The organism is Dorea sp. ICN-14282, from assembly GCF_037890115.1.
GTDB lineage: Bacteria > Bacillota > Clostridia > Lachnospirales > Lachnospiraceae > Dorea_B > Dorea_B phocaeensis.
This window is the reverse complement of record NZ_JBBKBH010000001.1, coordinates 1,024,378-1,048,805: the sequence shown is the minus strand read 5'-3', so window position 1 is coordinate 1,048,805 and position 24,428 is coordinate 1,024,378. Positions and strand designations below refer to the sequence as shown.

Genomic DNA, 24,428 nt, shown 5'->3' with positions numbered 1-24,428 from the left:
AAAAGGATACCGTGTTGAAAATAGTAAATAAAATAGAAACAGGAGGAAAGTCATATGAAATGGAATCAATATCGTCTGAAGACGACTACAGAGGCGGAGGATATCGTAAGCAGTATGTTGATGGATCTGGGCATTGAAGGGGTTCAGATTGAAGATAAGGTTCCGCTTACCAAGGAAGACAAGGAGCAGATGTTTGTGGATATTCTGCCGGAAATTGCAGAAGATGACGGAACTGCTTATCTGACTTTTTATCTGGAAGAGGAAGAAGATGCCGCGTCCATTTTGATGAATATAAGAAAAGAGCTGGAAGAAATGAGAAGCTATTTGGAGGTAGGTGAGTGTACCATCGAGGAATCCCAGACAGAAGATGTGGACTGGGTGAACAATTGGAAACAGTATTTCCACCAGTTCTATATCGATGACATTCTGGTAATTCCATCCTGGGAACAGGTAGAAGAAAAAGACAGCGATAAGCTGGTGATTCATATTGATCCGGGGACTGCGTTTGGAACGGGAATGCATGAGACGACGCAGCTCTGCATCCGACAGCTGAAGAAATATGTGAAACCGGATACGCAGATTTTGGATGTGGGATGCGGAAGTGGAATTTTGGGGATGCTGGCGCTTAAATTTGGTGCGGCTCATTCTGTAGGAACAGATCTTGATCCATGTGCGATCGATGCGACCCATGAGAATATGGAAGTCAATGGAATTGGCAGGGATCAGTATGAGGTGATGATTGGAAATATTATTGATGATCCGGCGGTGCAAGATGCGGTTGGATATGAGAAGTATGATATTGTAGCGGCGAATATTTTGGCGGATGTGCTGGTGCCTCTGACACCGGTGATTATCGGACAGCTGAAACACGGCGGAATCTATATCACCAGCGGAATTATTGATGATAAGGAACAGACGGTGGTTGATGCAGTAAAGGCGGCAGGGCTTGAAGTGTTAGAAGTCAACCATCAGGGAGAGTGGGTGTCGGTAACGGCAAGAAAAAATTAATGGAAAGATAAAGGAGCAGGCGAAGATGCAGCATTTTTTTGTGACACCGTCGCAGGTGGAAGGTGACTCTATTCGAATAGAGGGCGCTGATGTGAATCATATGAAGAATGTGCTTCGGATGAAGGTTGGAGAAGCTGTGATGATCAGTGATGGAAATAACCTGAAGTACCGTTGCAGGATTGCGGGTTATGAGGAAGAGTGTGCCGTTTTAAGGGTGGAAGAAGAGATGCTTGTTGATACGGAACTCCCTTCTAAAATTTACCTGTTTCAGGGACTTCCCAAGCAGGATAAGATGGAACTGATTGTGCAAAAAGCGGTGGAACTTGGTGTGTGTCAGGTGATTCCGGTTGCTATGAAGCGGTCAGTGGTAAAGCTGGACGAGAAAAAAGCTAAGAAAAAGGCGGAACGTTGGCAGCAGATTGCAGAAAGTGCGGCGAAGCAGGCTGGAAGAGGCTGTATTCCGGAAGTTCAGCCTGTAATCAGCTATCGGGAAGCTCTTTCTAAAGCGGCAGAACTTAATGTATTGCTTCTGCCTTATGAACTGGCGGAAGGAATGAAGACTACCAAAGAGGTGATTAGGAAGATCCTGCCAGGGCAGTCGATTGGGATTTTTATCGGTCCGGAGGGCGGATTTGAACGGGAAGAAGTGGAGCAGGCAATGGAGGCAGGCGCACAAGTAATTACCCTGGGCAAGAGGATTCTTCGGACGGAGACGGCAGGGCTTACTGTACTGTCGATCCTGATGTTCCATCTGGAAGCAGAGTAACATATTCTGATAATAAGAAGAAAATAAAACAGGAAGTGAAACGTATGAAAGAAGTATATCTGGATAACTCCGCTACTACACAGGCCTACGCCTGCGTAGGGGATATTGTACGAAAGGTTATGTGTGAAGACTACGGTAATCCGTCCTCTATGCACGCGAAGGGAGTAGCGGCAGAAAACTATGTAAAAGAAGCGAAGGAGACGTTGGCGAAGATTTGGAAGGTACAGGAAAAGGAGATCTTTTTCACCTCAGGAGGAACAGAAAGCGATAATTTGGCGTTGATTGGAGCGGCGAGAGCAAATCATCGTGCGGGAAAGCATCTGATTACTTCCTCTATTGAACATCCGGCTATTTTGAATACGATGCGATATCTGGAAGAAGAGGAAGGATTTCGGGTTACCTATTTGCCGGTAGATCCCTATGGACGGATTGAGCTGGAGGCTCTGAAAGAGGCGTTGTGTGAGGAAACGATCCTGGTTTCCATTATGTATGTAAACAACGAGGTGGGATCCGTGCAGCCAATCCAGGAAGCAGCCAGCATTGTAAAGGCTTATAATAAAAATATTCTGTTCCATGTGGATGCTGTGCAGGGATTTGGAAAATACCATATTTATCCAAAGCGGTTGAAGGTGGATATGTGTTCGATCAGTGGTCACAAGATTCATGGGCCGAAAGGAATTGGAGCGTTGTATATTGATGAACACGTGAAGATTAAGCCGATAGTCTTTGGTGGAGAGCAACAGAAGAATATTCGCTCCGGTACGGAGAATGTTCCCGGGATTGCCGGACTTGGGGTGGCGGCGAAGACGGTCTATGAAAATCTGGACGAAAAAGTAGCGCAGATGCGTCGGTTGAAAGAACGATTTATTGAAGGTATTACAAAGATTCCGGACACAGTGATCCATGGCCTTTTTGATGAGACGTCGGCACCGCACATCATCAGCGTGGGATTTGCAGACATAAGGAGTGAAGTGCTTCTGCATGCGCTGGAGGAAAAGGGAATCTATGTATCTTCCGGATCCGCATGTTCGTCCAATCATCCGCAGATCAGCGGGGTGCTGAAGGGGATCGGAGCGAAGCGGGAATTTTTGGATGCAACACTTCGATTCAGCATGTCGGAATTTACCACGCCGGAAGAGATTGACTATACCCTGGATACACTATATAATATAGTACCGATGCTACGGAAATATACCAGACATTAGGAGAAGATAGAGAATGAGATTTCATACATTTTTATTGAAGTACGGAGAGATAGGAATTAAGGGTAAAAATCGGTATCTGTTTGAAGATGCCCTCGTCAGACAGATCCGGTTTGCCCTTCGTGATGTGGATGGAGACTTCCATGTACACAAATCCCAGGCGAGAATCTATGTGGATTGTGAGGGAGAGTATGATTATGAGGATACCGTGGAACATTTGAAGCGAGTATTCGGAATTGTTGGTATCTGCCCGGTTGTCCGTATGGAAGATCGCGGGTTTGAAGAACTGAAAAAGGACGTAGTTGCTTATATGGATGAGATGTATCCAGATAAAAAATTGACCTTTAAAGTAGAAGCGAGACGAGCGAGAAAATCTTATCCAAAGACATCTATGGAGATTAATTGTGATTTGGGAGAGGTGATTTTAGAAGCGTTCCCTGAGACGAAGGTGGATGTACATCACCCGGAAGTTATGCTGAATGTGGAGATTCGTCACGAGATTTATGTATATTCGCAGATTATTCCAGGAGCGGGTGGAATGCCTGTAGGAACCAATGGATCTGCCATGCTTCTTTTGTCCGGCGGAATTGACAGCCCGGTGGCAGGATATATGATTTCTAAGCGTGGAGTTGGCCTGGAAGCTACCTATTTCCATGCTCCGCCGTATACCAGTGAACGAGCAAAGCAGAAAGTGGTAGATCTGGCGAAGCTGGTATCAAAGTATTCAGGTCCGATCAAACTGCATGTGGTGAACTTTACGGATATTCAGTTGTATATCTATGATCAGTGTCCGCATGATGAATTGACTATTATTATGCGGCGGTATATGATGCGGATTGCGGAGCATTTTGCTAAGAAAGACGGATGTCTGGGGCTGATTACAGGAGAGAGTATTGGACAGGTGGCAAGCCAGACCATGCAAAGCCTTGCGGCAACGAACGATGTGTGTACTATGCCGGTATATCGTCCGGTGATTGGATTTGACAAGCAGGACATTGTAGATATAGCGCAGAAGATCAATACCTTTGAGACGTCTATCCAGCCGTTTGAAGATTGTTGTACGATCTTTGTAGCCAAGCATCCGGTGACCAAACCAAATGTGGATGTGATCAGACGTTCAGAAGAAAAGTTGGAAGAAAAAATTGAGGAACTGATGAGAGAGGCAATTGATTCCGTTGAAATTATTGAAGTAAAATAAAAAGAGGGCTGTTGCAAAACATGACACGTTCCAGTGTTTTGTAACAGCCCTGATCGTTTTTATATGAGACAATCGATTTATTCACAGATATATGGTTTTAAAATCTCCAGAATGGAATCGATATCTGAATTGTCAACATGGATGTTCAGTTCAATCGGCTTAGAAAGATCCAGGCTGAAAATTCCCATAATGGATTTTGCGTCGATGACGTATCTTCCGGATACCAGATCAAAGTCATAGTCGAATTTGGTGATATCGTTTACAAAGGATTTTACCTTGTCGATAGAATTTAAAGAAATCTGTATTGTTTTCATTGGGTCGTACCTCCTTGATAATTCATGTGCTAACATTATCTTAAAAGTATGGCGGATAAAAGTCAAGGAATAAATTGTCAAAGAGGCATTAAGAAATACAAAAAAAGATGGAAAACTGTAGAGAAAGAAGAGGAATCAAGCGATGAAGAGAGCAGCGTTACATAATCTTGGATGTAAAGTAAATGCATATGAGACAGAGGCAATGCAGGAATTGCTGGAACAGGAGGGATATGAAATCGTTCCGTTTCACGAGGATGCAGATGTCTATATTATTAATACCTGTACAGTGACGAATATGGCGGATCGCAAATCCAGACAGATGCTGCACCGGGCAAAGAAGAAGAACCCAGATGCGGTAGTGGTTGCATGCGGTTGTTATGTCCAGGCAAAACAAGACGAGATAGATGAGAGCATTGATATTGTAGTTGGAAACAATCGGAAGAAGAATATCGTAGAGATCCTGGCAGAATATGAAGCTTCAAAAGAAAAACAGACGGTGCAGAAAGAAGTGATCGATATCAATCATACAGATGAGTATGAGGAACTCCATCTGACGAAGACCGCGGAACATACCAGGGCTTATATTAAAGTGCAGGATGGTTGTAATCAGTTTTGCTCTTATTGTATTATTCCGTTCGCAAGAGGACGCGTCAGAAGCAGAAGCTATGACAGTGTGATTGCGGAAGTGAAAAAACTTGCGGAAGGCGGATATAAGGAAGTGGTTTTGACTGGGATTCATTTAAGTTCCTACGGAGTGGACACCGGTGAAAACTTACTGTCTCTGATTCAGGGGGTTCACGAAGTGTCTGGTATTGAGAGAATCCGGCTGGGAAGTCTGGAGCCTCGAATTATCACGGAGGAATTTGTACAGGCGATTGCGAAGCTTCCGAAAATGTGCCCTCATTTTCATTTATCTTTGCAAAGTGGCTGCGATGAGACGCTAAGGAGGATGAACCGCCGCTATACAGCAGAGGAATACATGGATGGCTGCAAACTGCTTCGGAAATACTTTGACCATCCGGCATTGACGACGGATGTTATTGTGGGATTTCCTGGGGAAACGCAAGAAGAGTTTGCAGCGTCAAAGGCATTTGTAGATCAAGTGGATTTCTATGAGACGCATGTGTTTAAGTATTCCAGGCGGCAGGGGACGAAGGCGGCTGCGATGGAAAATCAGATACCGGAGACGGAGAAAACCAGAAGAAGCAACGAACTTCTTGAGCTTAACAAGAAGAAGCAGAAGGAATACGAGGAACGTCTGATTGGAACAACCCAGGAGGTGCTGATGGAAGAGGCTGTGCAGATTGACGGAGAAACCTGGCAGGTGGGACATACAAAGGAGTATGTCAAAATTGGACGAAAAACCGAAGAAAATCTCACGAATCAGTTGGTAAATGTAGAAATTGAGAGCCATTTGCAAATAATACATTGAATTTTGAATGCTAATCAGTTAAAATAGAAGAGAAATATGATTGGAGGACGTGAGTAAATGAAAGATTTAAGCAGCACTCAGTTTTTTCAGGTAGAAAGCGGTCCGCAGATTCAGGCAAAAGATATTCTGGAGATCGTGTACAAAGCGTTGAGTGAAAAGGGATACAATCCTGTAAATCAGATTGTCGGCTATATTATGTCGGGAGATCCGACGTATATTACAAGCCATAACGGAGCAAGAAGTCTGATTATGAAGATGGAGCGGGATGAATTGGTAGAAGAGATGCTCAAGACGTATATCGAGCATCATAACTGGGTATAATAATGATGAGGATTATGGGACTGGACTACGGTTCAAAGACGGTAGGCGTAGCAGTCAGTGATCCCCTCGGGATCACGGCTCAGGCAGTAGAGACCATCTGCAGGAAGGAAGAGAACAAGCTGCGCAAAACCTGTGCTCGGATCGAAGCGTTAATTGAAGAGTACCAGGTGGAGCGAATTGTCCTCGGCCTTCCCAAACATATGAATAATGATATTGGAAATCGGGCGGAACAATCTATAGAATTCGGGAAGATGCTTACCAGACGGACCGGCCTTGAGGTCGTGATGTGGGATGAGCGTCTGACTACGGTGGAAGCGGAACGGACGTTAATCGAGAATAAAGTAAGACGTGAGGATCGCAAAAAATATATAGATAAAATTGCGGCTGTTTTTATATTACAGGGATATCTGGATTCGATTTCGAGGTGATAAGTATGGAAAAAATTAAGTTTATGTCTGAGGAACTTCAGGAGGAAGTGGAGTTCTTTGTGCTGGAGCAGACGAGAGTAAGTGGAGTGTCTTACATTCTGGTAACAGATTCGGAAGACGATGACGCAGAATGTCTGATTCTGAAAGATACGTCCGGAGAAGGAGAGGCGGACAGCCTTTATGAGATTGTGGGAGATGATGTGGAGCTTGCAGCAGTCTCAAAAGTGTTTGAAGAACTTCTGGAAGATGTTGAGATTGAAAGGTAGAGTGGGATGTCTATCAGTAAAGAAGAATTTAAAGAGATGCTGAAAGAAAAAGGCTTAAAAGTGACCAACCAGCGGTTACTGGTATTAGAAGTACTCGCAGATCAGCGCGATAGGCACATGACTGCAGAGGATATCTATGAATTAGTGAAGGAAGACTACCCGGAAATCGGGCTGGCTACCATATATCGGACATTGCAGTTGTTGTTAGAAATGCAATTGGTGGATCGGATTAATCTGGATGATGGATGTATTCGTTATGAGATTGGGGAATTCTGTGACGGAGAGAATAAGCATCATCATCACCACTTAATATGCAGAACCTGTGGAAAGGTGCTTCCTTTCAAGGATGACCTTTTGGACGAGTTGGAGGCGCATATCGAGGAGGCAATGGGATTTCATGTGTTAGACCACGAATTAAAATTTTATGGACAATGCAAAGAATGCCGTGAAAAGAAAAAGTAGTACGGAAAAGAGACACATGGAGGTGTTAATTTGAAAAGAGAAAACAATGGAAAATTGCGTATCATTCCACTTGGAGGTTTGGAAAAGATTGGAATGAACATTACTGCCTTTGAATACGAAGACAGTATTATTGTGGTGGACTGTGGTCTGGCGTTCCCGGAAGATGATATGCTGGGAATTGACCTTGTGATTCCGGATGTTACCTATTTGAAGGATAATATTCAGAAAGTAAAGGGATTTGTCATTACCCACGGGCATGAGGATCACATCGGAGCGTTGTCTTATGTGTTGCGGGAGATGAATCTTCCGATTTATGCGACAAAGCTTACTATGGGAATTATTGAGCGAAAGCTGTCTGAGCATAATTTGCTTCGCAGCACCAGAAGAAAAGTAGTAAAGCACGGACAGTCTATCAATTTGGGACAGTTTAGAATCGAGTTTATTAAGACGAACCATAGTATCCAGGATGCGGCAGCGCTGGCAATCTATTCCCCGGCCGGTATTGTTGTTCATACGGGAGACTTTAAGGTCGATTATACGCCGGTGTTCGGTGATGCTATCGATCTGCAGAGATTTGCGGAGATCGGAAAGAAAGGGGTACTGGCGCTGATGTCTGACAGTACCAATGCAGAGCGCAAAGGATTTACACAATCGGAGCGTACGGTAGGAATTACCTTTGATCATATTTTTGCAGAGCATCAGAATACAAGAATTATTATTGCTACATTTGCGTCGAACGTAGACCGTGTGCAGCAGATTATCAACTCTGCATGCAAGTATGGCCGAAAGGTTGTGGTAGAAGGCCGCAGCATGGTAAATATTATTCAGGTTGCGCAGGAGTTGGGTTATCTGAATGTGCCGGATAAGACCTTGATTGAACTGGATCAGATGAAGAATTATCCGCCGGAGAAGATGGTTCTGATTACGACAGGAAGCCAGGGAGAATCCATGGCGGCATTGTCGAGAATGGCGGCGGACGTGCATAAGAAGATTACGATTATGCCGGGAGATACTGTTATTTTCAGTTCTAACCCGATTCCGGGAAATGAAAAATCGGTTTCCCGTGTGATTAATGAACTCTCATCTAAGGGAGCAAATGTGATCTTCCAGGATGCTCATGTCTCAGGACATGCCTGTCAGGAAGAGTTAAAACTGATCTATTCTCTTGTGAAACCGAAATATGCTGTTCCGGTGCACGGAGAATACCGTCACTTAAAGGCGAATGCAGGAATTGCAACCAGTCTTGGAATACCGAAGGATAATGTGTTCATCCTTCAGTCGGGAGACGTACTTGAGTTAAGTAATGAAGAGGCAAAGGTGGTAGACAAAGTACACACCGGAGCGATTTTGGTAGATGGACTTGGTGTTGGAGATGTTGGAAACATTGTGTTAAGAGATCGTCAGCATCTGGCAGAGGATGGAATTTTGATCGTGGTGCTTACCCTAGAAAAGGGAAGCAACCAGCTTTTGGCAGGACCAGACATTGTATCTCGTGGATTCGTGTATGTGCGGGAGTCTGAAGGTCTGATGGAAGAGGCGAGAAAGATCGTGACTGATGCAGTAGAGGATTGCCTGATGCACCAGAGAAATGCGGACTGGAGCAAGATTAAAATGGTCATCCGTGACACGATGAATGAATTTATTTGGAAACGGACGAAAAGACGTCCGATGATTTTACCGATTATTATGGATGTATAAGATGGGGACGTAACCCTTTCCTTAGGGGTTACGTCCTAACTTATTCATTGGTGGATGAAAAGAAAAAGGAAGTTGCTCAAATGATAGTTGATGAGAGAATGATCACCTATATCCATTCGTTGGAGACGGCGGAACGTTCGGTGATTGAGGAGATTGAACAGGAGGCACTTGAGACCTTTGTGCCGATTATCCGGAAAGAGACTCAGAGTTTTCTAAAGGTGCTTCTTGCAATGAAGCAGCCTATGCAGGTATTGGAAGTCGGAACAGCAATTGGCTTTTCGGCGATTCTGATGAGTGAATACCTGCCGCAGGGAAGTCATATTACGACAATTGAAAAATATGAAAAACGGATTCCTATTGCCCGGGAGAACTTTAAACGGGCAGGAAGGGAAGATCAGATCACCCTGGTGGAAGGAGATGCGTTGGAGGTAATGCGCTCCCTTACTGGTCCGTATGACTTTATTTTTATGGATGCAGCAAAAGGCCAGTATATCCATTATATGCCGGAAGCTATTCGGCTTCTTGCTCCGGGCGGAGTGCTGATGTCGGATAATGTGCTGCAGGATGGAGATATTATTGAGTCTCGATTTGCCGTAGAGCGGAGAAATCGGACGATTCACAGCCGTATGCGGGAGTATTTATACGAATTAAAGCATGATGAACGTCTGCAGACATCAATTCTTCCACTGGGAGACGGTGTGGCGCTAAGTGTCAGAAAATAGAAGAGAAAGAATACAGGAATCAAAAGAAGGAGAAAAAGAGATGGAACAGAAACGTCCGGAATTGCTGATCCCGGCAAGCAGCCTGGAAGTGTTGAAGACAGCAGTTGTTTTCGGTGCAGATGCCGTATATATTGGAGGCGAATCATTTGGGCTGCGCGCGAAGGCAAAGAATTTTTCGATGGAAGATATGAAGGAGGGAATCCGGTTCGCCCATGAGCATGGGGCGAAGGTTCATGTGACGGTCAATATTCTGGCTCATAACGAGGATCTTGATGGTGTGGAAACCTACTTAAAAGAATTAAAGGAAATTGGTCCGGATGCATTGATTATCGCAGATCCAGCCATCTTCCAGATGGCGAAGGAGATTTGTCCGGAGATTGAGAGACATGTGAGTACACAGGCCAATAACACAAACTACGGAACCTTCAATTTCTGGTGGAATCAAGGGGCAAAAAGAGTGGTGACAGCCAGAGAGCTGTCTTTAAAAGAGATTAAAGAAATTCGGGAGCGTATTCCGGCAGAGATGGAGATCGAAAGCTTTATTCATGGCGCTATGTGTATTTCCTACTCCGGAAGATGCCTGTTAAGTAACTTTTTCACGGGAAGAGATGCGAATCAGGGAGCCTGTACGCATCCTTGTCGCTGGAAATATGCGGTTGTTGAGGAGACGAGACCTGGCGAGTATATGCCGGTTTATGAAAATGAGCGCGGAACCTATATTTTCAATTCCAAGGATCTGTGTATGATTGAGCATATTCCAGAAATGATCGAGGCCGGAATTGATAGCTTTAAGATCGAAGGGCGAATGAAGACAGCGCTTTATGTAGCGACAGTAGCAAGAACCTATCGGAAAGCCATTGACGATTATCTGGAGGATCCGAAGAAGTATGAGGCAAATATGCCTTGGTATTTGGATCAGATTTCCAACTGTACTTATCGGCAGTTTACAACCGGATTCTACTTTGGAAAGCCGGGAGATGAAAGTCAGATCTATGACAGTAATACTTATGTCAAAGAGTACACATATTTGGGAATTGTCGGAGAGAAGAAGGACGGAATGTGCCGAATCGAGCAGAGAAATAAATTTTCTGTCGGAGAAGAAATTGAGATTATGAAGCCAGATGGAGGAAACGAAAAGACGATAGTCAGACGGATCGTAGACGAAGATGGCTGTGAGCAGGAAAGCGCTCCGCACCCCAAACAAGTTCTGTATGTAGAGCTTGATAAGGAGGCTGATGTTTACGATATTCTGCGTCGGGAAGAGAAGATGCCAGAATCTTAAGCTTTTGAGAAACTGGTTCCGAATCAGCTTTGATTTGCAAGAAAATTGTTTGGAAAAGCACACATATCGCAGCGGGAACATAGACTATACCAAATGCGATATGAGGTGCTTTTTTTGAAATCATTTCCCCAACCCCTCACTGCATCGGAAGAAAGAGCATATCTGCAAAAATATACGGAGGGTGATCTGGAAGCAAAACACATTCTGATTGAACGCAATCTGCGCCTTGTGGCTCATATCGTAAAGAAATACCAGTCTTGCGAGGAAGACAGTGAAGATCTGCTGTCTATAGGAACCATCGGGCTTATGAAGGCGGTGGTAACCTTTAATCCGGAGAAATGTGTTCGTCTTGGAACTTATGCTGCAAGGTGCATAGAGAATGAACTTTTGATGTATTTTCGGGCCAAAAAGAAGACATCGAAGGAAGTATCCCTATATGAACCTATCGGAACGGATCGGGAAGGGAACGAAATTCAGCTTTTCGATATTATTGAGGCGAAGGAGGACGATGTCTGTCGAAAGGTGGAGTTCAAAGATCAGGTAAAAATGCTGTATGAGAAGGTGGAGACAGAGCTGTCAGGAAGAGAACGACTGGTATTGAAAATGCGGTATGGACTGTATCATGGGGAAGAGTACACACAGCGGGAGATCGCCCGGCAGTTAGGGATCTCCCGCTCTTATGTGTCGAGAATTGAGAAGAGCGCAGTGGAGAAGCTGCGTAGATATTTCTAAGCCCTGTGCGGGTTTGCGCAATTTGGGACGGAGGTTTTTTCAAAAAACCTCCGTCCCAAATTGATTCTGGAAGTTTCGTTTGGTCTAAAAACTGTTGACAGGAAGATAAGATTGAGCTACGATAAAATTATCATTTTAAGAAATAGCCCGATCGGGTTCTTTTTAAATCAATTCTTATTTATTTTGGCTGATTCAGCCGATTATCACATTGGAAATGTAAGCGAAAAATGAACAGAGAAAGAGGTGTGTGTATGGCATTTGGTATGGTAATGTCTGCAGCTGTTCAGGGACTTCATGTTGAGATGATTCATGTGGAGGCGGATGTAAGCAATGGACTGCCGATGTTTCATATGGTGGGGTATCTGTCTTCGGAAGTGAAGGAAGCATCTGAACGAGTTCGGACGGCGATCCGTAATACAGGGATACAGATTCCAGCCAGAAAGGTGGTAGTGAATCTGGCTCCGGCTACGATGCGAAAGAAAGGATCTTCTTTTGATCTGCCCATTGCATTGGCGGTATTGGCAGCGCTTGATTTGATTCCTGGACAGGCATTGGAAGGAACAGCGGTTGTAGGAGAATTGGGTTTGGACGGACGTGTTCAGAAAGTTTCCGGAGTGCTGCCTGTTGCGGCTGCTGTAAAAGAGGCGGGGATCAGACGGTTGATTCTTCCGGTGGAAAATATGGCGGAGGGTGCGTTGACAGAAGGAATTGAGGTGTTGGGGGCAGAGACTCTAGAGCAGATTTGCGGCTATCTAAATGGGAAAGAACAGTTGTTTTTTTCGAGAAAAGAGGGAAAGCCAGAAGAAAAAGAACGGTTTCCTATTGATTTTCAGGAGATTCGAGGTCAAGAGATGGTTCGAAGGGCGGCGGAAGTAGCAGTGGCAGGAGGTCACAATCTTTTGATGGTGGGGCCGCCCGGGAGTGGAAAGTCTATGATTGCCAGACGAATTCCTACTATTTTGCCTCCGCTTAGCAGGGGAGAAAGTATGGAGATTACCAAGATTTACAGCGTTCTTGGGCTTGTGGATCAAGAGCATCCGCTGAAAACAGAGAGACCGTTTCGGGAAGTGCATCATACGGTGTCAAGAGCGGCATTAATTGGAGGCGGTATGATACCGGTACCAGGAGAAATCAGTTTGGCACACGGTGGGGTATTGTTCCTGGACGAATTGGCAGAATTCCCAAAACCAGTATTAGAGTCGCTTAGACAGCCGTTGGAAGAGAAAAGAATCCGCCTGTCACGAAGACATGGAAATTATGAGTTTCCAGCAGATTTTATGCTGGTTGCAGCCATGAATCCATGTGCCTGCGGGAACTACCCGGATCCGGAGAGATGCCGCTGTCTTCCGCATCAGATTCAGCAGTATCTAGGGAAGGTCAGTCAGCCATTTTTAGACCGGATGGATCTCTGCGTAGAGGTTTCCAGAGTTTCCTATGATTCACTGTGTATGAAGTCGGAATCATTTCAAATTCCAGAAAACTCAGAGACTATTCGAGAGCGGATCTGCAGAGCCAGGGAGATTCAAAGTTCCAGATATCAGGGCGAAACAGGAATTGGATCGGGAAATGGATTCCATCTTACGAATGCATCGATGGGGATTCGGCAGTTGGAGCATTTTTGCAGGCTTGGAAAGGAGGAAGAACGCCTGATGCAGCAGGCATATGCAACATTACACTTGACGGCCCGTACTTATCACAAGGTTTTGAAGGTTGCCAGGACCATTGCGGATCTAGAGGAAAGTGAGGTGGTGCGGGAACCACATCTAATGGAAGCGATTGGCTATCGCGGATTGGATAAGAAGTATTGGAGTCGATGATAGAAAGAGATAGAAAAGTTGTGAGGATGGAAAATGGATGAGAAAACAAGAATATATGAATATTGGCTGGCAGGGATTTCTTCGTTGTCGGATCGGAAAAAGATATGGCTTCAGACAGAATACAAGAGTGCAGAAGCGGTATATTATATAGAAGAAACAGAGCTGTGTCGTTTGGACATACTGACGGAAAAAGATAGGAAGGTACTTCGGGACAGGAGAAGAGAAACCAGGAAGAATATGAAAGAAACTGGGGAAAAGCTTGTACAAGAAGGAATTTGGTTTCTTACTTGTTTTGACGAAAGATACCCTAAAAGGCTGAAGAAGATAGAAGACCCTCCGTATGCGTTATATGGAAAGGGAAGGCTTCCTGATGAAGAAAGCTTATCGGCAGCGATTGTAGGTGCGAGAGGATGTACAGTGTACGGGGAGCGGTTGGCGCTGGAGTATGGGAAAATCCTGGCGCAAAATGGCGTGGCAGTGATCAGCGGGCTGGCACGGGGAATTGACGGAGCTGGTCAGAGAGGGGCCTTAAATGGCGGCGGATATACCTGTGGAGTATTAGGATGTGGCGTAGATATCTGTTATCCAAGGGAGCATATTGGACTGTATATGGATATTCAGAAAGCAGGAGGGCTTGTATCAGAATTTCCACCTGGGAGGAAGCCTTTTTCGTCAAATTTTCCAAGAAGAAATCGAATTATCAGTGGACTGGCAGATGTGGTGCTGGTGATGGAGGCTCGAAAAAAGAGCGGATCGCTGATTACTGCAGATCTTGCTTTGGAACAGGGAAAGGATGTGTATGCACTTCCGGGTCCAGTGAACAGTCCGTTAAGTGAGGGGTGTAATCTGTTGATTCGGCAGGGAGCAGGGATTCTTTTGAGTCCGGAAGACCTGCTGAAAGAACTGGGGATTCAAAATAAACGATTGGGAAAAAAATCTGACAAAAATGAAATAATGCTTGAAAGTCCCGAAAATATAGTGTATAGTTGTCTCGGCTTGTATCCAGAAGGAATGGATCAGCTGGCAGCAGAAACGGGTCTTGCGATCCCGGAGCTGTTAAGGACACTGGTATCACTTCAGATGAAGGGTCTTGTGACGGAAGTGTCCCGGAATTATTATGTGAAAACTTGCTGTGACTGATGGCGGTATTCACAAAAGAGTTACAGGTATTGGAGGAAATAATTATATGGCACGCTATCTCGTCATAGTGGAGTCACCTGCAAAGGTGAAGACAATTAAGAAATTCCTCGGAAGCAGCTATGTGGTGACTGCATCCAACGGTCACGTCAGGGATCTTCCGAAGAGTCAGCTTGGAATTGATGTAGAACATGATTTTGAACCGAAATATATTACCATTCGAGGAAAGGGAGAACTGCTTGCGGGACTTCGGAAAGAAGTAAAGAAGGCAGACAAGATCTATCTTGCAACTGACCCGGACCGAGAAGGAGAGGCGATTTCCTGGCATTTGTGTAAAGCGTTGAAACTGGAGGATAAAAAAGTTTATCGGATCAGTTTTAATGAGATTACTAAGAATGCAGTGAAGGCGTCTTTGAAGAATCCGCGTGAAATTGATATGGATCTGGTAGATGCGCAGCAGGCAAGACGTGTGCTGGATAGGATTGTGGGTTACAAGATTAGTCCTCTTCTGTGGGCAAAAGTAAAGAGAGGATTAAGTGCCGGTCGTGTGCAGTCGGTGGCACTTCGGATTATTGCAGACAGAGAAGAAGAAATCAATGCATTTATACCAGAAGAATATTGGTCTTTGGATGTGAATCTGAAAGTAGAAGGGGAGCGTAAGCTTTTAAATGCCAAATTTTATGGAACTGAAAAAGAAAAGGTGGTTATTAGTTCTAAAGAGCAGCTGGATCAGATTTTGAAGGAAGTAGAAAATGCAGAGTATTCAGTGGCAGACATCAAAAAAGGAGAGCGCGTGAAAAAGGCGCCACTTCCATTTACCACCAGTACTTTGCAGCAGGAGGCGTCTAAGGCGCTGAACTTTGCGACGGCAAAGACGATGCGGATTGCGCAACAGTTATATGAGGGTGTGGATATCAAAGGAAGCGGAACCGTCGGTTTGATCACGTATCTGCGTACCGATTCTACCCGTGTTTCTGATGAGGCAGAGATAAGTGTACGTGATTATATTGGAAAAGCATATGGAGAAGAATTTGTAGCGGCGGGCGAGAGTAGAAGTGGAAGCGGCAAGAAGATTATTCAAGATGCTCACGAGGCGATCCGTCCGACAGATGTGACGCGAACACCGGCATCGGTAAAGGATTCCCTTTCCAGAGATCAGTTCCGCCTGTATCAGCTGGTATGGAAGCGTTTTTTGGCAAGCCGGATGCAGCCGGCCAGATATGAGACGACATCCGTAAAGATTGCGGCTGGTTCCTACCGGTTTACAGTAGCAGCTTCCAAGATTATATTTGAAGGCTTCCGAACGGTTTATGTGGAGGCGGGAGAAGAGAAGGAATCTGGAAATGTTCTGTTAAAGGGATTGGATATGGATTCCAAACTCACCAAAGAAAGTTTTGATTCCAAGCAGCATTTTACACAACCGCCGGCGCATTATACGGAGGCGGCACTTGTCAAGACTTTGGAGGAACTGGGGATTGGACGTCCAAGTACGTATGCTCCGACGATTTCCACCATTATCGCAAGACGATATGTGGCAAAAGAAAATAAAAACCTTTATTTGACGGAAATCGGCGAAGTGGTAAACAATATTATGAAACAGTCCTTCCCGAGTATTGTAGATGTGAATTTTACCGCAAATATGGAAAGCCTTTTGGATGGTGTGGCCGAGGGTCAGGTAAAGTGGAAGACGATTATTGAGAACTTTTATCCAGATTTGATGCAGGCAGTAGAGATGGCGGAAAAAGAGCTGGAAGAAGTTAAGATTGAAGACGAGGTGACTGATGTCATCTGTGATCAATGTGGACGCAATATGGTGATCAAGTACGGACCCCATGGAAAGTTCCTGGCCTGTCCGGGATTTCCGGAGTGCAGAAATACCAAGCCATATCTGGAGAAGATCGGAGTGGCTTGTCCGGTATGTGGCAAAGACGTGGTGGTTCGCAAGACGAAGAAGGGTAGAAAGTACTATGGATGCGAAGATAATCCGGAATGTGAATTTATGTCCTGGCAGAAGCCATCTGTTAAGAAGTGTCCAAAATGTGGAAGTTACATGGTAGAAAAAGGAAATAAGCTGCTGTGTTCAGATGAACAGTGCGGTTATGTAGAAAATAAATAAAAGAGAAAGAATATTTTGAAAATTCATTGAATGTTGATGAATTATATGTTAATATAACATTCAAGAATGGAGGAATTTCAATGAGCGTGCAATTATTAGACAAAACAAGAAAAATCAACAAATTACTGCACAATAACAATTCCAGCAAGGTTGTGTTCAATGATATCTGCGAGGTGCTGACAGAGATTTTGAACTCTAATGTGCTGGTGGTTAGTAAGAAAGGAAAAGTGCTTGGCGGCAGCAAGTGCAGCGATGTGCCGTACATTACAGAGTTAATTGAGCGGGAAGTGGGAAAACATATTGATGAGATGCTGAATGAGCGTCTTCTTAGTATTCTCTCCACAAAAGAAAATGTCAATCTTGAAACACTCGGATTTTCAGCGGATGCAGTGCGGGGATATCAGGCCATTATTACGCCGATTGATATTGCGGGAGAACGTCTTGGAACCCTGTTCCTTTATAAATCCGGAGAGATGTATGAGATTGATGATATTATCTTAAGCGAGTACGGAACGACGGTTGTCGGTTTGGAAATGCTTCGCTCCGTTAATGAAGAAAGTGCAGAGGAGACAAGAAAAGAGCATATTGTTCAGTCTGCAATTAGTACTTTGTCCTATTCGGAATTGGAAGCAATCATCCATATTTTTGATGAGTTGGATGGAACAGAGGGAATTCTGGTGGCAAGTAAGATCGCAGACAGGGTAGGAATTACAAGGTCTGTGATTGTAAATGCACTGCGTAAATTTGAAAGTGCTGGCGTAATTGAGTCCCGTTCTTCTGGTATGAAGGGAACTTATATTAAGGTCGTAAACGATTACGTGTTTACCGAACTGGAGCATATTAAGGCAGAACGCATAAAGTAAAGAGCGCAGAGAAGGAAAGATGGCTATGTATGAAGAGTGCCAGGCAGAAGTCCGGATGCAGCGGATGATTCTGAAAGATGGCTATTATGATGAAACGACCTATTATTGTAGTGTAATCACGTATAATCCAGAGGAAGAAGACATATATTTATTGTCAGGGGAGGCAAAGCTTCCGGTATTTTCTCTGGACGGGATCTATGAATGCAGGATTCATACACAGGAAGGAGAGGTTTCCTGTGTGGGAGTTATTGAAGAACGGTATTGGAACAAATTGGGCAATGTCATAAGAGTTCATGTCAAAAATGGATTTTATAAAAATCTTGTAAACTAAATAGAAAGTCTGTTGACAAAATACAGAGAGAGTGCTATTTTATATCTAGAATCTTTTAGCACTCTCTTTTTGTGAGTGCTAATAATCCAGAGGTTATTATTTAAGGAGGAATAAATATGAAATTAGTACCATTGGGAGACAGAGTCGTATTGAAACAGTTAGTAGCAGAAGAGACTACAAAATCCGGAATTGTAATTCCTGGACAGTCCAAAGAAAAACCGCAGCAGGCAGAAGTAGTAGCTGTTGGCCCAGGTGGAACAGTTGATGGCAAAGAAGTAAAGATGAACGTGACAGAAGGCCAGACCGTTATTTATTCTAAATATGCAGGAACGACCGTTGAAATTGAAGACGAAGAATACATTATCGTAAAACAGGATGATATCTTGGCAGTATGCGAATAGAAGAAAGATTTCGGGAAAAGAGTAGCAGATTGGATAGAATATAGTTAGGAGGCAGATTATCATGGCAAAAGAAATTAAATATGGGGCAGAGGCAAGAAGTGCGTTGGAAGCTGGAGTCAATCAGCTTGCAGATACAGTAAGAGTAACGCTTGGACCAAAGGGACGTAATGTGGTTCTTGATAAATCTTTCGGAGCTCCTTTGATCACCAATGATGGTGTGACAATTGCAAAAGAAATTGAGTTGGAAGATGCATTTGAAAATATGGGTGCTCAGCTGATCAAAGAAGTGGCATCTAAGACCAACGATGTGGCAGGTGACGGAACAACAACCGCAACAGTTTTGGCACAGTCTATGGTACATGAAGGAATGAAGAACCTAGCAGCAGGAGCGAATCCGATCATTCTTCGCAAGGGTATGAGAAAGGCAACAGAAAAAGCAGTAGAGGCAATTGCGGGAATGTCCAGTAAAGTAAATGGAAAAGATCAGATCGCAAAGGTTGCTGCAATTTCAGCAGGAGACGTAGAAGTTGGAGAAATGGTTGCAGATGCAATGGAAAAAGTATCTAACGACGGTGTTATTACAATTGAAGAGTCCAAGACGATGAAGACGGAACTGGATCTGGTAGAAGGTATGCAGTTTGACCGCGGATATGTATCTGCATATATGGCTACTGACATGGATAAGATGGAAGCGGTTTTGGATGATCCATACATTTTGATTACAGATAAGAAAATTTCCAATATTCAGGAAATTCTGCCTCTGTTAGAGCAGGTAGTACAGTCAGGTGCAAAACTTCTGATCATTGCAGAGGATGTCGAGGGAGAGGCGCTGACTACTCTGATCGTGAATAAACTGCGCGGAACATTTAATGTAGTGGCTGTAAAAGCTCCTGGATACGGTGACAGAAGAAAAGAAATGCTGAAAGATATCGCAATTTTAACAGGTGGTCAGGTAGTATCTGATGAATTGGGAATGGATTTAAAAGAGACAACACTGGATCAGCTTGGACGTGCAAAATCTGTGAAGGTTCAGAAAGAAAATACGGTCATTGTAGACGGTATGGGAGACAAGAAAGAGATTTCTGACCGTGTAGCTCAGATTAAAGCACAGATTGAGGAGACAACATCTGATTTTGACAGAGAAAAATTACAGGAAAGACTTGCAAAATTAGCAGGTGGTGTTGCTGTGATTCGTGTAGGAGCAGCTACAGAGACTGAGATGAAAGAAGCAAAACTTCGTATGGAAGATGCGCTGAATGCGACAAGAGCAGCAGTAGAGGAAGGAATCATCGCCGGAGGCGGATCTGCTTATATTCATGTTGCAAAAGAGGTTGCAAAACTGGCAGAGACACTGGATGGAGATGAGAAGACAGGTGCGAAGGTTGTATTAAAAGCACTGGAAGCTCCGCTGTTCCACATTGCTGCAAATGCAGGACTGGAAGGCTCCGTTATTATTAACAAAGTAAAAGAATCTCCAGTGGGAACCGGATTTGATGCCTTGACGGAGAACTATGTAGACATGGTAGAATATGGTATCCTGGATCCTGCAAAGGTAACAAGAAGTGCATTGCAGAACGCAACAAGTGTAGCATCTACACTGTTGACAACAGAGTCTGTTGTTGCAAACATTAAAGAAGATGCACCGGCTATGCCGGCAGGTGGAGCAGGAATGGGAATGATGTAATAGAGCATTTGAGTTGATCCTGCAGATACAATTCTAAAGAATTTGAAAACTCCTCGAAAGAGGAGTTTTCTTTTAGTTGAAATGTGGTATAATGAGAATCACATTGGTATGAAAGAATTGCGGAGGAAAAGGAAATGAGCGACTATTATACAGAACAATTGGTGAAAAAGAAAGCAGATGCAAAGGATCGGATGATAAAGATCGGACTGATTCTTCTGACGCTTCTTTCAATTGTGATCGTATTCTTCTTCCCATTGGGGATTATTCTGCCGGTTCTGGTGATTATTTTGGATGTTTTTTTGTTCCGAAGAATGAATGTAGAATATGAATATCTCTATGTAAATGGAGAGTTGGATATCGATATTATTCTGAATAAAGCGAAAAGAAAGCGCAAGTTTTCGGCGGCCATCAATGATGTGGAATTGCTGGCGCCTGCAGGGGCATCGGAGCTTGGACAGTACCAGAATGTAAAGGTCAAAGACTTTAGCTCTGGAAATAAGCAGGCGAGACGCTATGTATTGGTGGTGACGAATAAAGGAGAAATGACGAAAGTAATTTTTGAACCGAATGATACCATTATAGAAGGATATTCTATGATGGCGCCGAGAAAGGTGATTCGTCGGTAAGAATGCAGATTTTGGAAAAGAGATTTTAGAAAAATCAATAAATTGGTTGACAAAACGTAGAGAGATTGGTTATTATAGCTCTTAAATCATTAACTAAAGAAACGAAAGAGAGGATTAGAATCATGGGAAAGATCATTGGAGAAGGAATTACATTTGATGATGTGCTGCTGATACCGGCATATTCAGAAGTGATCCCAAACCAAGTGGATTTATCAACACATTTGACGAAGAAGATTAGACTGAACATACCGATGATGAGTGCTGGTATGGATACGGTAACCGAGCATCGCATGGCGATTGCAATGGCACGCCAGGGAGGAATCGGTATCATTCATAAGAATATGTCGATTGAGCAGCAGGCAGAAGAGGTAGATAAGGTAAAGCGTTCGGAAAATGGTGTAATTACCGATCCATTTTATCTGTCACCGGAACATACACTGGCAGATGCCAATGACTTGATGGCAAAATACCGTATTTCAGGAGTCCCGATCACAGAGGGAAGAAAGTTAGTCGGTATTATTACCAACCGTGATTTGAAGTTTGAAGAAGATTTCTCTAAGAAGATAAAAGAATCCATGACGTCTGAAGGGCTGATTACGGCTCCGGAGGGAATTACACTGGAGGAAGCAAAGAAAATTCTTGCAAAGGCTAGAAAGGAAAAGCTTCCGATCGTAGATAAGGACTTTAATTTAACGGGTCTGATTACCATTAAAGATATTGAGAAACAGATCAAGTATCCACTGTCTGCCAAGGATAGTCAGGGTCGTCTTCTTTGTGGAGCTGCAATTGGAATTACAGCAAATTGCCTGGAAAGAGCACAGGAACTTGTGAATGCAAAGGTTGACGTTGTGGTTATGGATTCTGCACATGGACATTCTGCCAACGTTTTGAGAACCGTAGAGATGGTGAAGAATAAATTCCCGGATCTTCAGGTCATTGCAGGAAATGTGGCAACTGGAGAGGCGGCAGAGGCATTGATTAAAGCCGGTGTTGACGCTGTGAAAGTAGGTATCGGCCCAGGATCTATCTGTACGACCCGTGTAGTTGCAGGAATCGGTGTTCCACAGGTTACGGCTGTTATGAACTGTTATGAAGTAGCTGACAAGTATGGAATTCCGATTATTGCAGATGGAGGAATCAAATACTCAGGAGATATGACGAAGGCAATTGCAGCCGGTGCTAACGTATGTATGATGGGAAGCATTTTTGCTGGCTGTGATGAGAGCCCGGGAACTTTTGAACTGTACCAGGGAAGAAAGTATAAAGTTTACCGTGGTATGGGATCTATTGCAGCAATGGAGAACGGAAGCAAAGACCGTTACTTCCAGTCCGATGCGAAGAAACTGGTTCCGGAAGGTGTAGAAGGACGTGTTGCATATAAAGGAACGGTAGAGGATACGGTATTCCAGCTGATGGGAGGACTTCGTTCCGGTATGGGTTACTGTGGTACTCCAACCATCGAGGATCTGAAGAAGAGTGGACAGTTTGTGAAGATCTCGGCAGCATCTTTGAAGGAGAGTCATCCGCATGATATTCATATTACCAAAGAGGCTCCGAACTATAGTGTAGACGAATAAGAGATTTGTGATATGTCATCTGTTTGGCGGCAGTTTGTGCCGCTGAGCCGATGGCATATTTTTCCCCTTCTTTTTCTATGGACATTCAGAGAAAAGAACGGTATCATAAGGGAAGATATGAGGAAACTGGTGAGAGGAGAAAAGGGAAATGCAGAAATTTGGAATTTTAAAAAATGGGGAAGAGGCACATCTTTATTCCTTAAAAAATCAGAATGGGATGGAAATCAAAGTGTCGGATTTCGGAGCGACTTTGGTGCAAGTGTTGATTCCTGCGAGTGGCGGTCGGATGATAGACGTAGTGGCAGGGTATGATGATGTAACCGGATATGAGAAGGGGGAAGCATCGATCGGAGCGACTGTAGGCCGCGTGGCCAATCGGATTGGCGGCGCCTCCTTTGATATTGAGGGAAAGACATATTTACTGACAGCAAATGACGGAAAGAATACTCTGCATGGGGGCAGAGATTTCTATCCGAAGCGGTTGTGGAAAATGGTGGAGGCAGATGAAAGTCATGTGACATTTGAGCTGTTCAGTCCCGACGGAGATCAGGGATTCCCTGGCAACTTTACCGTGTCAGTGACCTATACCTTGACAGAGGAAAATGGTGTGAAGATTCATTACCATGGAGTCTCAGATCAGGATACTTTGGTGAATATGATTAATCATAGTTACTTTAACCTGGCAGGACATGAATCAGGAAGCGTTCTGTCTCAGGAAGCTTGGGTGGATGCAAAGACTTATACTAGAGCGGATGAAGAGTCAATTCCTACGGGTGAGTTTGTATCCGTAGAAGGGACTCCGATGGATTTCAGAACCCGCAAAGTTATTGGACGGGATATTGAAGCGGATTATGAAGCTTTGATTCTGGGAAAAGGATATGATCATAACTATGTATTGAATGGAAGCGGTTTTCGTAAAGTGGCAGGAATGTACGCGAAAGAGACAGGGATCGGAATGGAGGTTTATACAGATCTTCCGGGCGTTCATCTGTATACAGCAAATTATTTGGAAAATGAGCCGGGAAAAGGAGGAGTAGTGTATCAGATCCGGGATTTCCTATGCTTTGAGACGCAGTATTTCCCGGATGCTGTTCATAAAGAGCAGTTTGAAGGGCCGATTGTGAAAGCAAATGAGGCATACGATACAACGACCGAATATCGTTTCTATACAGAGTAGATTACTTAGGAAAAATTTGTAAGATAACATACAGAATTTAGAAAATCATAAGGAACTATTCATAAAAACCTTCGTCCGGCATGCTAAGATAGAAAGGAAGAAATGCCGAAGGGCTGTGGATAGGAGATAAGTACGAATGAAAAAGAAATACAGGCGGAAGCTAAGCACAGCGCAGAAGAAGAGAAAGATGCAGCGGAATATCCGAATGGGAATGCTTCTTCTCCTGTTGATATTGGTTGTTTTGGGAGTGGGAAAACTGGCGAAGAAGATCTGGTTTTCAGATCAGTATCAAGAGCGAAGCGGAGATGCGGTGGATGCGGTACGTCCGGATATTGATGTAGAGCTTTTGACGGTGAATCCCTATTCCAGACCTGGGACGAAGGTAAATAAGATTACAGGAATTGTTGTGCATTATACTGCGAATCCAGGAGCTACAGCTATGGATAACCGTAATTATTTTGAAGGGCTCAAAGACAGTCATACGACGAGTGTAAGCAGCAATTTTATTGTTGGATTGGAAGGGGAAATTATTCAATGCGTACCTACCTGGGAGATGGCATATGCGTCCAACAGCCGGAACATGGATACGGTATCCATTGAGTGCTGTCATCCGGATGAGGCTGGGAAATTTAATGAAGAGACCTATGAATCTGTGGTAGATCTATGTGCATGGCTCTGCCTGAAGTTTGACTTAGATCAGGAGGATGTAATTCGTCATTATGATGTAACAGGAAAGAATTGTCCGAAGTATTTTGTAGAGGACGAAGAGGCATGGAAGACGTTTAAAGAAAAGATAGGGGCGCGGCTGGAAGAGTACCGAAGGAAGATGTAGGCTTCTGGAATAAAGAGTAAAATAAGAGCCACAGTT

At 44.0% G+C, this 24,428-nt stretch carries 25 protein-coding genes; 24 read left to right on the top strand and 1 reads right to left on the bottom strand.

What is annotated here, in order from left to right:
- The first annotated feature begins 54 nt into the window (after nucleotides 1-54).
- Genes prmA through thiI form a run of 4 tightly spaced genes read left to right on the top strand, consistent with a single transcriptional unit; the run spans nucleotide 55 to nucleotide 4,174 of the window.
- Complete coding sequence (prmA, locus tag WKT00_RS04905; protein ID WP_101695593.1) at nucleotides 55-1,008, top strand: 50S ribosomal protein L11 methyltransferase; 954 nt, start codon at nucleotides 55-57, stop codon at nucleotides 1,006-1,008.
- 25 nt (nucleotides 1,009-1,033) lie between these two features.
- A complete protein-coding gene (locus WKT00_RS04900; protein ID WP_101695592.1) occupies nucleotides 1,034-1,774 on the top strand; it encodes a 16S rRNA (uracil(1498)-N(3))-methyltransferase in 741 nt (246 codons plus the stop codon).
- 44 nt (nucleotides 1,775-1,818) lie between these two features.
- The gene (locus tag WKT00_RS04895; protein WP_101695591.1) at nucleotides 1,819-2,979 is read left to right on the top strand and encodes a cysteine desulfurase family protein; all 1,161 of its coding nucleotides are present in this window, start codon (nucleotides 1,819-1,821) and stop codon (nucleotides 2,977-2,979) included.
- A 13-nt stretch (nucleotides 2,980-2,992) separates the two neighbouring features.
- Nucleotides 2,993-4,174 carry a tRNA uracil 4-sulfurtransferase ThiI gene (gene thiI / locus WKT00_RS04890; RefSeq protein WP_101695590.1) on the top strand — a complete coding sequence of 394 codons (1,182 nt, stop codon included), beginning with the start codon at nucleotides 2,993-2,995 and terminating at the stop codon, nucleotides 4,172-4,174.
- 77 nt (nucleotides 4,175-4,251) lie between these two features.
- On the opposite strand, the gene WKT00_RS04885 is transcribed toward thiI, so the two are convergent.
- Nucleotides 4,252-4,488 (bottom strand): HPr family phosphocarrier protein, encoded by a 237-nt coding sequence (locus tag WKT00_RS04885; protein WP_101695589.1) that lies wholly within the window; start codon nucleotides 4,486-4,488, stop codon nucleotides 4,252-4,254.
- A gap of 142 nt (nucleotides 4,489-4,630) precedes the next feature.
- Here WKT00_RS04885 and mtaB point away from each other — a divergent pair, with 142 nt between their 5' ends.
- From mtaB to WKT00_RS04785, 20 genes are all read left to right on the top strand, one after another.
- Nucleotides 4,631-5,920 (top strand): tRNA (N(6)-L-threonylcarbamoyladenosine(37)-C(2))-methylthiotransferase MtaB, encoded by a 1,290-nt coding sequence (mtaB, locus tag WKT00_RS04880; protein WP_101695588.1) that lies wholly within the window; start codon nucleotides 4,631-4,633, stop codon nucleotides 5,918-5,920.
- Nucleotides 5,921-5,977: 57 nt separating this feature from the next.
- Nucleotides 5,978-6,241 carry an IreB family regulatory phosphoprotein gene (locus WKT00_RS04875; RefSeq protein ID WP_101695587.1) on the top strand — a complete coding sequence of 88 codons (264 nt, stop codon included), beginning with the start codon at nucleotides 5,978-5,980 and terminating at the stop codon, nucleotides 6,239-6,241.
- Nucleotides 6,242-6,246: 5 nt separating this feature from the next.
- Nucleotides 6,247-6,669, top strand: coding sequence for a Holliday junction resolvase RuvX (gene ruvX, locus WKT00_RS04870; RefSeq protein WP_101695683.1), 423 nt, complete (start codon nucleotides 6,247-6,249; stop codon nucleotides 6,667-6,669).
- A 5-nt stretch (nucleotides 6,670-6,674) separates the two neighbouring features.
- Nucleotides 6,675-6,935, top strand: a complete 261-nt coding sequence (locus tag WKT00_RS04865) for a DUF1292 domain-containing protein (protein ID WP_101695586.1) — start codon at nucleotides 6,675-6,677, stop codon at nucleotides 6,933-6,935.
- A 6-nt stretch (nucleotides 6,936-6,941) separates the two neighbouring features.
- The gene (locus WKT00_RS04860) at nucleotides 6,942-7,397 is read left to right on the top strand and encodes a Fur family transcriptional regulator (protein WP_101695585.1); all 456 of its coding nucleotides are present in this window, start codon (nucleotides 6,942-6,944) and stop codon (nucleotides 7,395-7,397) included.
- Nucleotides 7,398-7,427: 30 nt separating this feature from the next.
- On the top strand, nucleotides 7,428-9,095 hold the full coding sequence (locus WKT00_RS04855) for a ribonuclease J (RefSeq protein ID WP_101695584.1): 1,668 nt from the start codon (nucleotides 7,428-7,430) through the stop codon (nucleotides 9,093-9,095).
- Nucleotides 9,096-9,175: 80 nt separating this feature from the next.
- Nucleotides 9,176-9,817, top strand: a complete 642-nt coding sequence (locus tag WKT00_RS04850; protein WP_101695583.1) for an O-methyltransferase — start codon at nucleotides 9,176-9,178, stop codon at nucleotides 9,815-9,817.
- Between the two features lie 40 nt (nucleotides 9,818-9,857).
- Nucleotides 9,858-11,099, top strand: a complete 1,242-nt coding sequence (locus tag WKT00_RS04845) for a peptidase U32 family protein (RefSeq protein WP_101695682.1) — start codon at nucleotides 9,858-9,860, stop codon at nucleotides 11,097-11,099.
- 114 nt (nucleotides 11,100-11,213) lie between these two features.
- Nucleotides 11,214-11,831, top strand: a complete 618-nt coding sequence (gene sigK, locus WKT00_RS04840) for an RNA polymerase sporulation sigma factor SigK (RefSeq protein ID WP_101695582.1) — start codon at nucleotides 11,214-11,216, stop codon at nucleotides 11,829-11,831.
- A gap of 251 nt (nucleotides 11,832-12,082) precedes the next feature.
- On the top strand, nucleotides 12,083-13,648 hold the full coding sequence (locus WKT00_RS04835; RefSeq protein ID WP_340261348.1) for a YifB family Mg chelatase-like AAA ATPase: 1,566 nt from the start codon (nucleotides 12,083-12,085) through the stop codon (nucleotides 13,646-13,648).
- 33 nt (nucleotides 13,649-13,681) lie between these two features.
- A complete protein-coding gene (gene dprA, locus WKT00_RS04830) occupies nucleotides 13,682-14,788 on the top strand; it encodes a DNA-processing protein DprA (RefSeq protein ID WP_101695580.1) in 1,107 nt (368 codons plus the stop codon).
- A 46-nt stretch (nucleotides 14,789-14,834) separates the two neighbouring features.
- A complete protein-coding gene (gene topA / locus WKT00_RS04825; RefSeq protein ID WP_101695579.1) occupies nucleotides 14,835-16,901 on the top strand; it encodes a type I DNA topoisomerase in 2,067 nt (688 codons plus the stop codon).
- Nucleotides 16,902-16,981: 80 nt separating this feature from the next.
- Nucleotides 16,982-17,764 (top strand): GTP-sensing pleiotropic transcriptional regulator CodY, encoded by a 783-nt coding sequence (gene codY / locus WKT00_RS04820; RefSeq protein ID WP_101695578.1) that lies wholly within the window; start codon nucleotides 16,982-16,984, stop codon nucleotides 17,762-17,764.
- Nucleotides 17,765-17,783: 19 nt separating this feature from the next.
- Entirely contained in the window at nucleotides 17,784-18,095 is a 312-nt protein-coding gene (locus WKT00_RS04815; protein ID WP_242962676.1) for a hypothetical protein, read from the top strand.
- 116 nt (nucleotides 18,096-18,211) lie between these two features.
- Nucleotides 18,212-18,496 (top strand): co-chaperone GroES, encoded by a 285-nt coding sequence (locus WKT00_RS04810; protein WP_101695576.1) that lies wholly within the window; start codon nucleotides 18,212-18,214, stop codon nucleotides 18,494-18,496.
- A gap of 61 nt (nucleotides 18,497-18,557) precedes the next feature.
- Nucleotides 18,558-20,180 (top strand): chaperonin GroEL, encoded by a 1,623-nt coding sequence (groL, locus tag WKT00_RS04805; RefSeq protein ID WP_101695575.1) that lies wholly within the window; start codon nucleotides 18,558-18,560, stop codon nucleotides 20,178-20,180.
- A 134-nt stretch (nucleotides 20,181-20,314) separates the two neighbouring features.
- Entirely contained in the window at nucleotides 20,315-20,806 is a 492-nt protein-coding gene (locus WKT00_RS04800) for a DUF6106 family protein (RefSeq protein WP_101695574.1), read from the top strand.
- A gap of 122 nt (nucleotides 20,807-20,928) precedes the next feature.
- Complete coding sequence (guaB, locus tag WKT00_RS04795) at nucleotides 20,929-22,383, top strand: IMP dehydrogenase (protein WP_101695573.1); 1,455 nt, start codon at nucleotides 20,929-20,931, stop codon at nucleotides 22,381-22,383.
- A 148-nt stretch (nucleotides 22,384-22,531) separates the two neighbouring features.
- On the top strand, nucleotides 22,532-23,560 hold the full coding sequence (locus WKT00_RS04790; RefSeq protein ID WP_340261333.1) for an aldose epimerase family protein: 1,029 nt from the start codon (nucleotides 22,532-22,534) through the stop codon (nucleotides 23,558-23,560).
- 136 nt (nucleotides 23,561-23,696) lie between these two features.
- The gene (locus tag WKT00_RS04785; RefSeq protein ID WP_101695571.1) at nucleotides 23,697-24,392 is read left to right on the top strand and encodes a peptidoglycan recognition protein family protein; all 696 of its coding nucleotides are present in this window, start codon (nucleotides 23,697-23,699) and stop codon (nucleotides 24,390-24,392) included.
- The last annotated feature ends 36 nt before the right edge of the window (nucleotides 24,393-24,428 follow it).

Coding starts and splice junctions, on each gene's coding strand:
- prmA (WP_101695593.1), top strand. CDS start 55: ATGAAATGGAATCAATATCGTCTGAAGACGACTACAGAGGCGGAGGAT.
- WKT00_RS04900 (WP_101695592.1), top strand. CDS start 1,034: ATGCAGCATTTTTTTGTGACACCGTCGCAGGTGGAAGGTGACTCTATT.
- WKT00_RS04895 (WP_101695591.1), top strand. CDS start 1,819: ATGAAAGAAGTATATCTGGATAACTCCGCTACTACACAGGCCTACGCC.
- thiI (WP_101695590.1), top strand. CDS start 2,993: ATGAGATTTCATACATTTTTATTGAAGTACGGAGAGATAGGAATTAAG.
- WKT00_RS04885 (WP_101695589.1), bottom strand. CDS start 4,488: ATGAAAACAATACAGATTTCTTTAAATTCTATCGACAAGGTAAAATCC.
- mtaB (WP_101695588.1), top strand. CDS start 4,631: ATGAAGAGAGCAGCGTTACATAATCTTGGATGTAAAGTAAATGCATAT.
- WKT00_RS04875 (WP_101695587.1), top strand. CDS start 5,978: ATGAAAGATTTAAGCAGCACTCAGTTTTTTCAGGTAGAAAGCGGTCCG.
- ruvX (WP_101695683.1), top strand. CDS start 6,247: ATGAGGATTATGGGACTGGACTACGGTTCAAAGACGGTAGGCGTAGCA.
- WKT00_RS04865 (WP_101695586.1), top strand. CDS start 6,675: ATGGAAAAAATTAAGTTTATGTCTGAGGAACTTCAGGAGGAAGTGGAG.
- WKT00_RS04860 (WP_101695585.1), top strand. CDS start 6,942: ATGTCTATCAGTAAAGAAGAATTTAAAGAGATGCTGAAAGAAAAAGGC.
- WKT00_RS04850 (WP_101695583.1), top strand. CDS start 9,176: ATGATAGTTGATGAGAGAATGATCACCTATATCCATTCGTTGGAGACG.
- WKT00_RS04845 (WP_101695682.1), top strand. CDS start 9,858: ATGGAACAGAAACGTCCGGAATTGCTGATCCCGGCAAGCAGCCTGGAA.
- WKT00_RS04835 (WP_340261348.1), top strand. CDS start 12,083: ATGGCATTTGGTATGGTAATGTCTGCAGCTGTTCAGGGACTTCATGTT.
- dprA (WP_101695580.1), top strand. CDS start 13,682: ATGGATGAGAAAACAAGAATATATGAATATTGGCTGGCAGGGATTTCT.
- topA (WP_101695579.1), top strand. CDS start 14,835: ATGGCACGCTATCTCGTCATAGTGGAGTCACCTGCAAAGGTGAAGACA.
- codY (WP_101695578.1), top strand. CDS start 16,982: ATGAGCGTGCAATTATTAGACAAAACAAGAAAAATCAACAAATTACTG.
- WKT00_RS04815 (WP_242962676.1), top strand. CDS start 17,784: ATGGCTATGTATGAAGAGTGCCAGGCAGAAGTCCGGATGCAGCGGATG.
- WKT00_RS04810 (WP_101695576.1), top strand. CDS start 18,212: ATGAAATTAGTACCATTGGGAGACAGAGTCGTATTGAAACAGTTAGTA.
- groL (WP_101695575.1), top strand. CDS start 18,558: ATGGCAAAAGAAATTAAATATGGGGCAGAGGCAAGAAGTGCGTTGGAA.
- WKT00_RS04800 (WP_101695574.1), top strand. CDS start 20,315: ATGAGCGACTATTATACAGAACAATTGGTGAAAAAGAAAGCAGATGCA.
- guaB (WP_101695573.1), top strand. CDS start 20,929: ATGGGAAAGATCATTGGAGAAGGAATTACATTTGATGATGTGCTGCTG.
- WKT00_RS04790 (WP_340261333.1), top strand. CDS start 22,532: ATGCAGAAATTTGGAATTTTAAAAAATGGGGAAGAGGCACATCTTTAT.
- WKT00_RS04785 (WP_101695571.1), top strand. CDS start 23,697: ATGAAAAAGAAATACAGGCGGAAGCTAAGCACAGCGCAGAAGAAGAGA.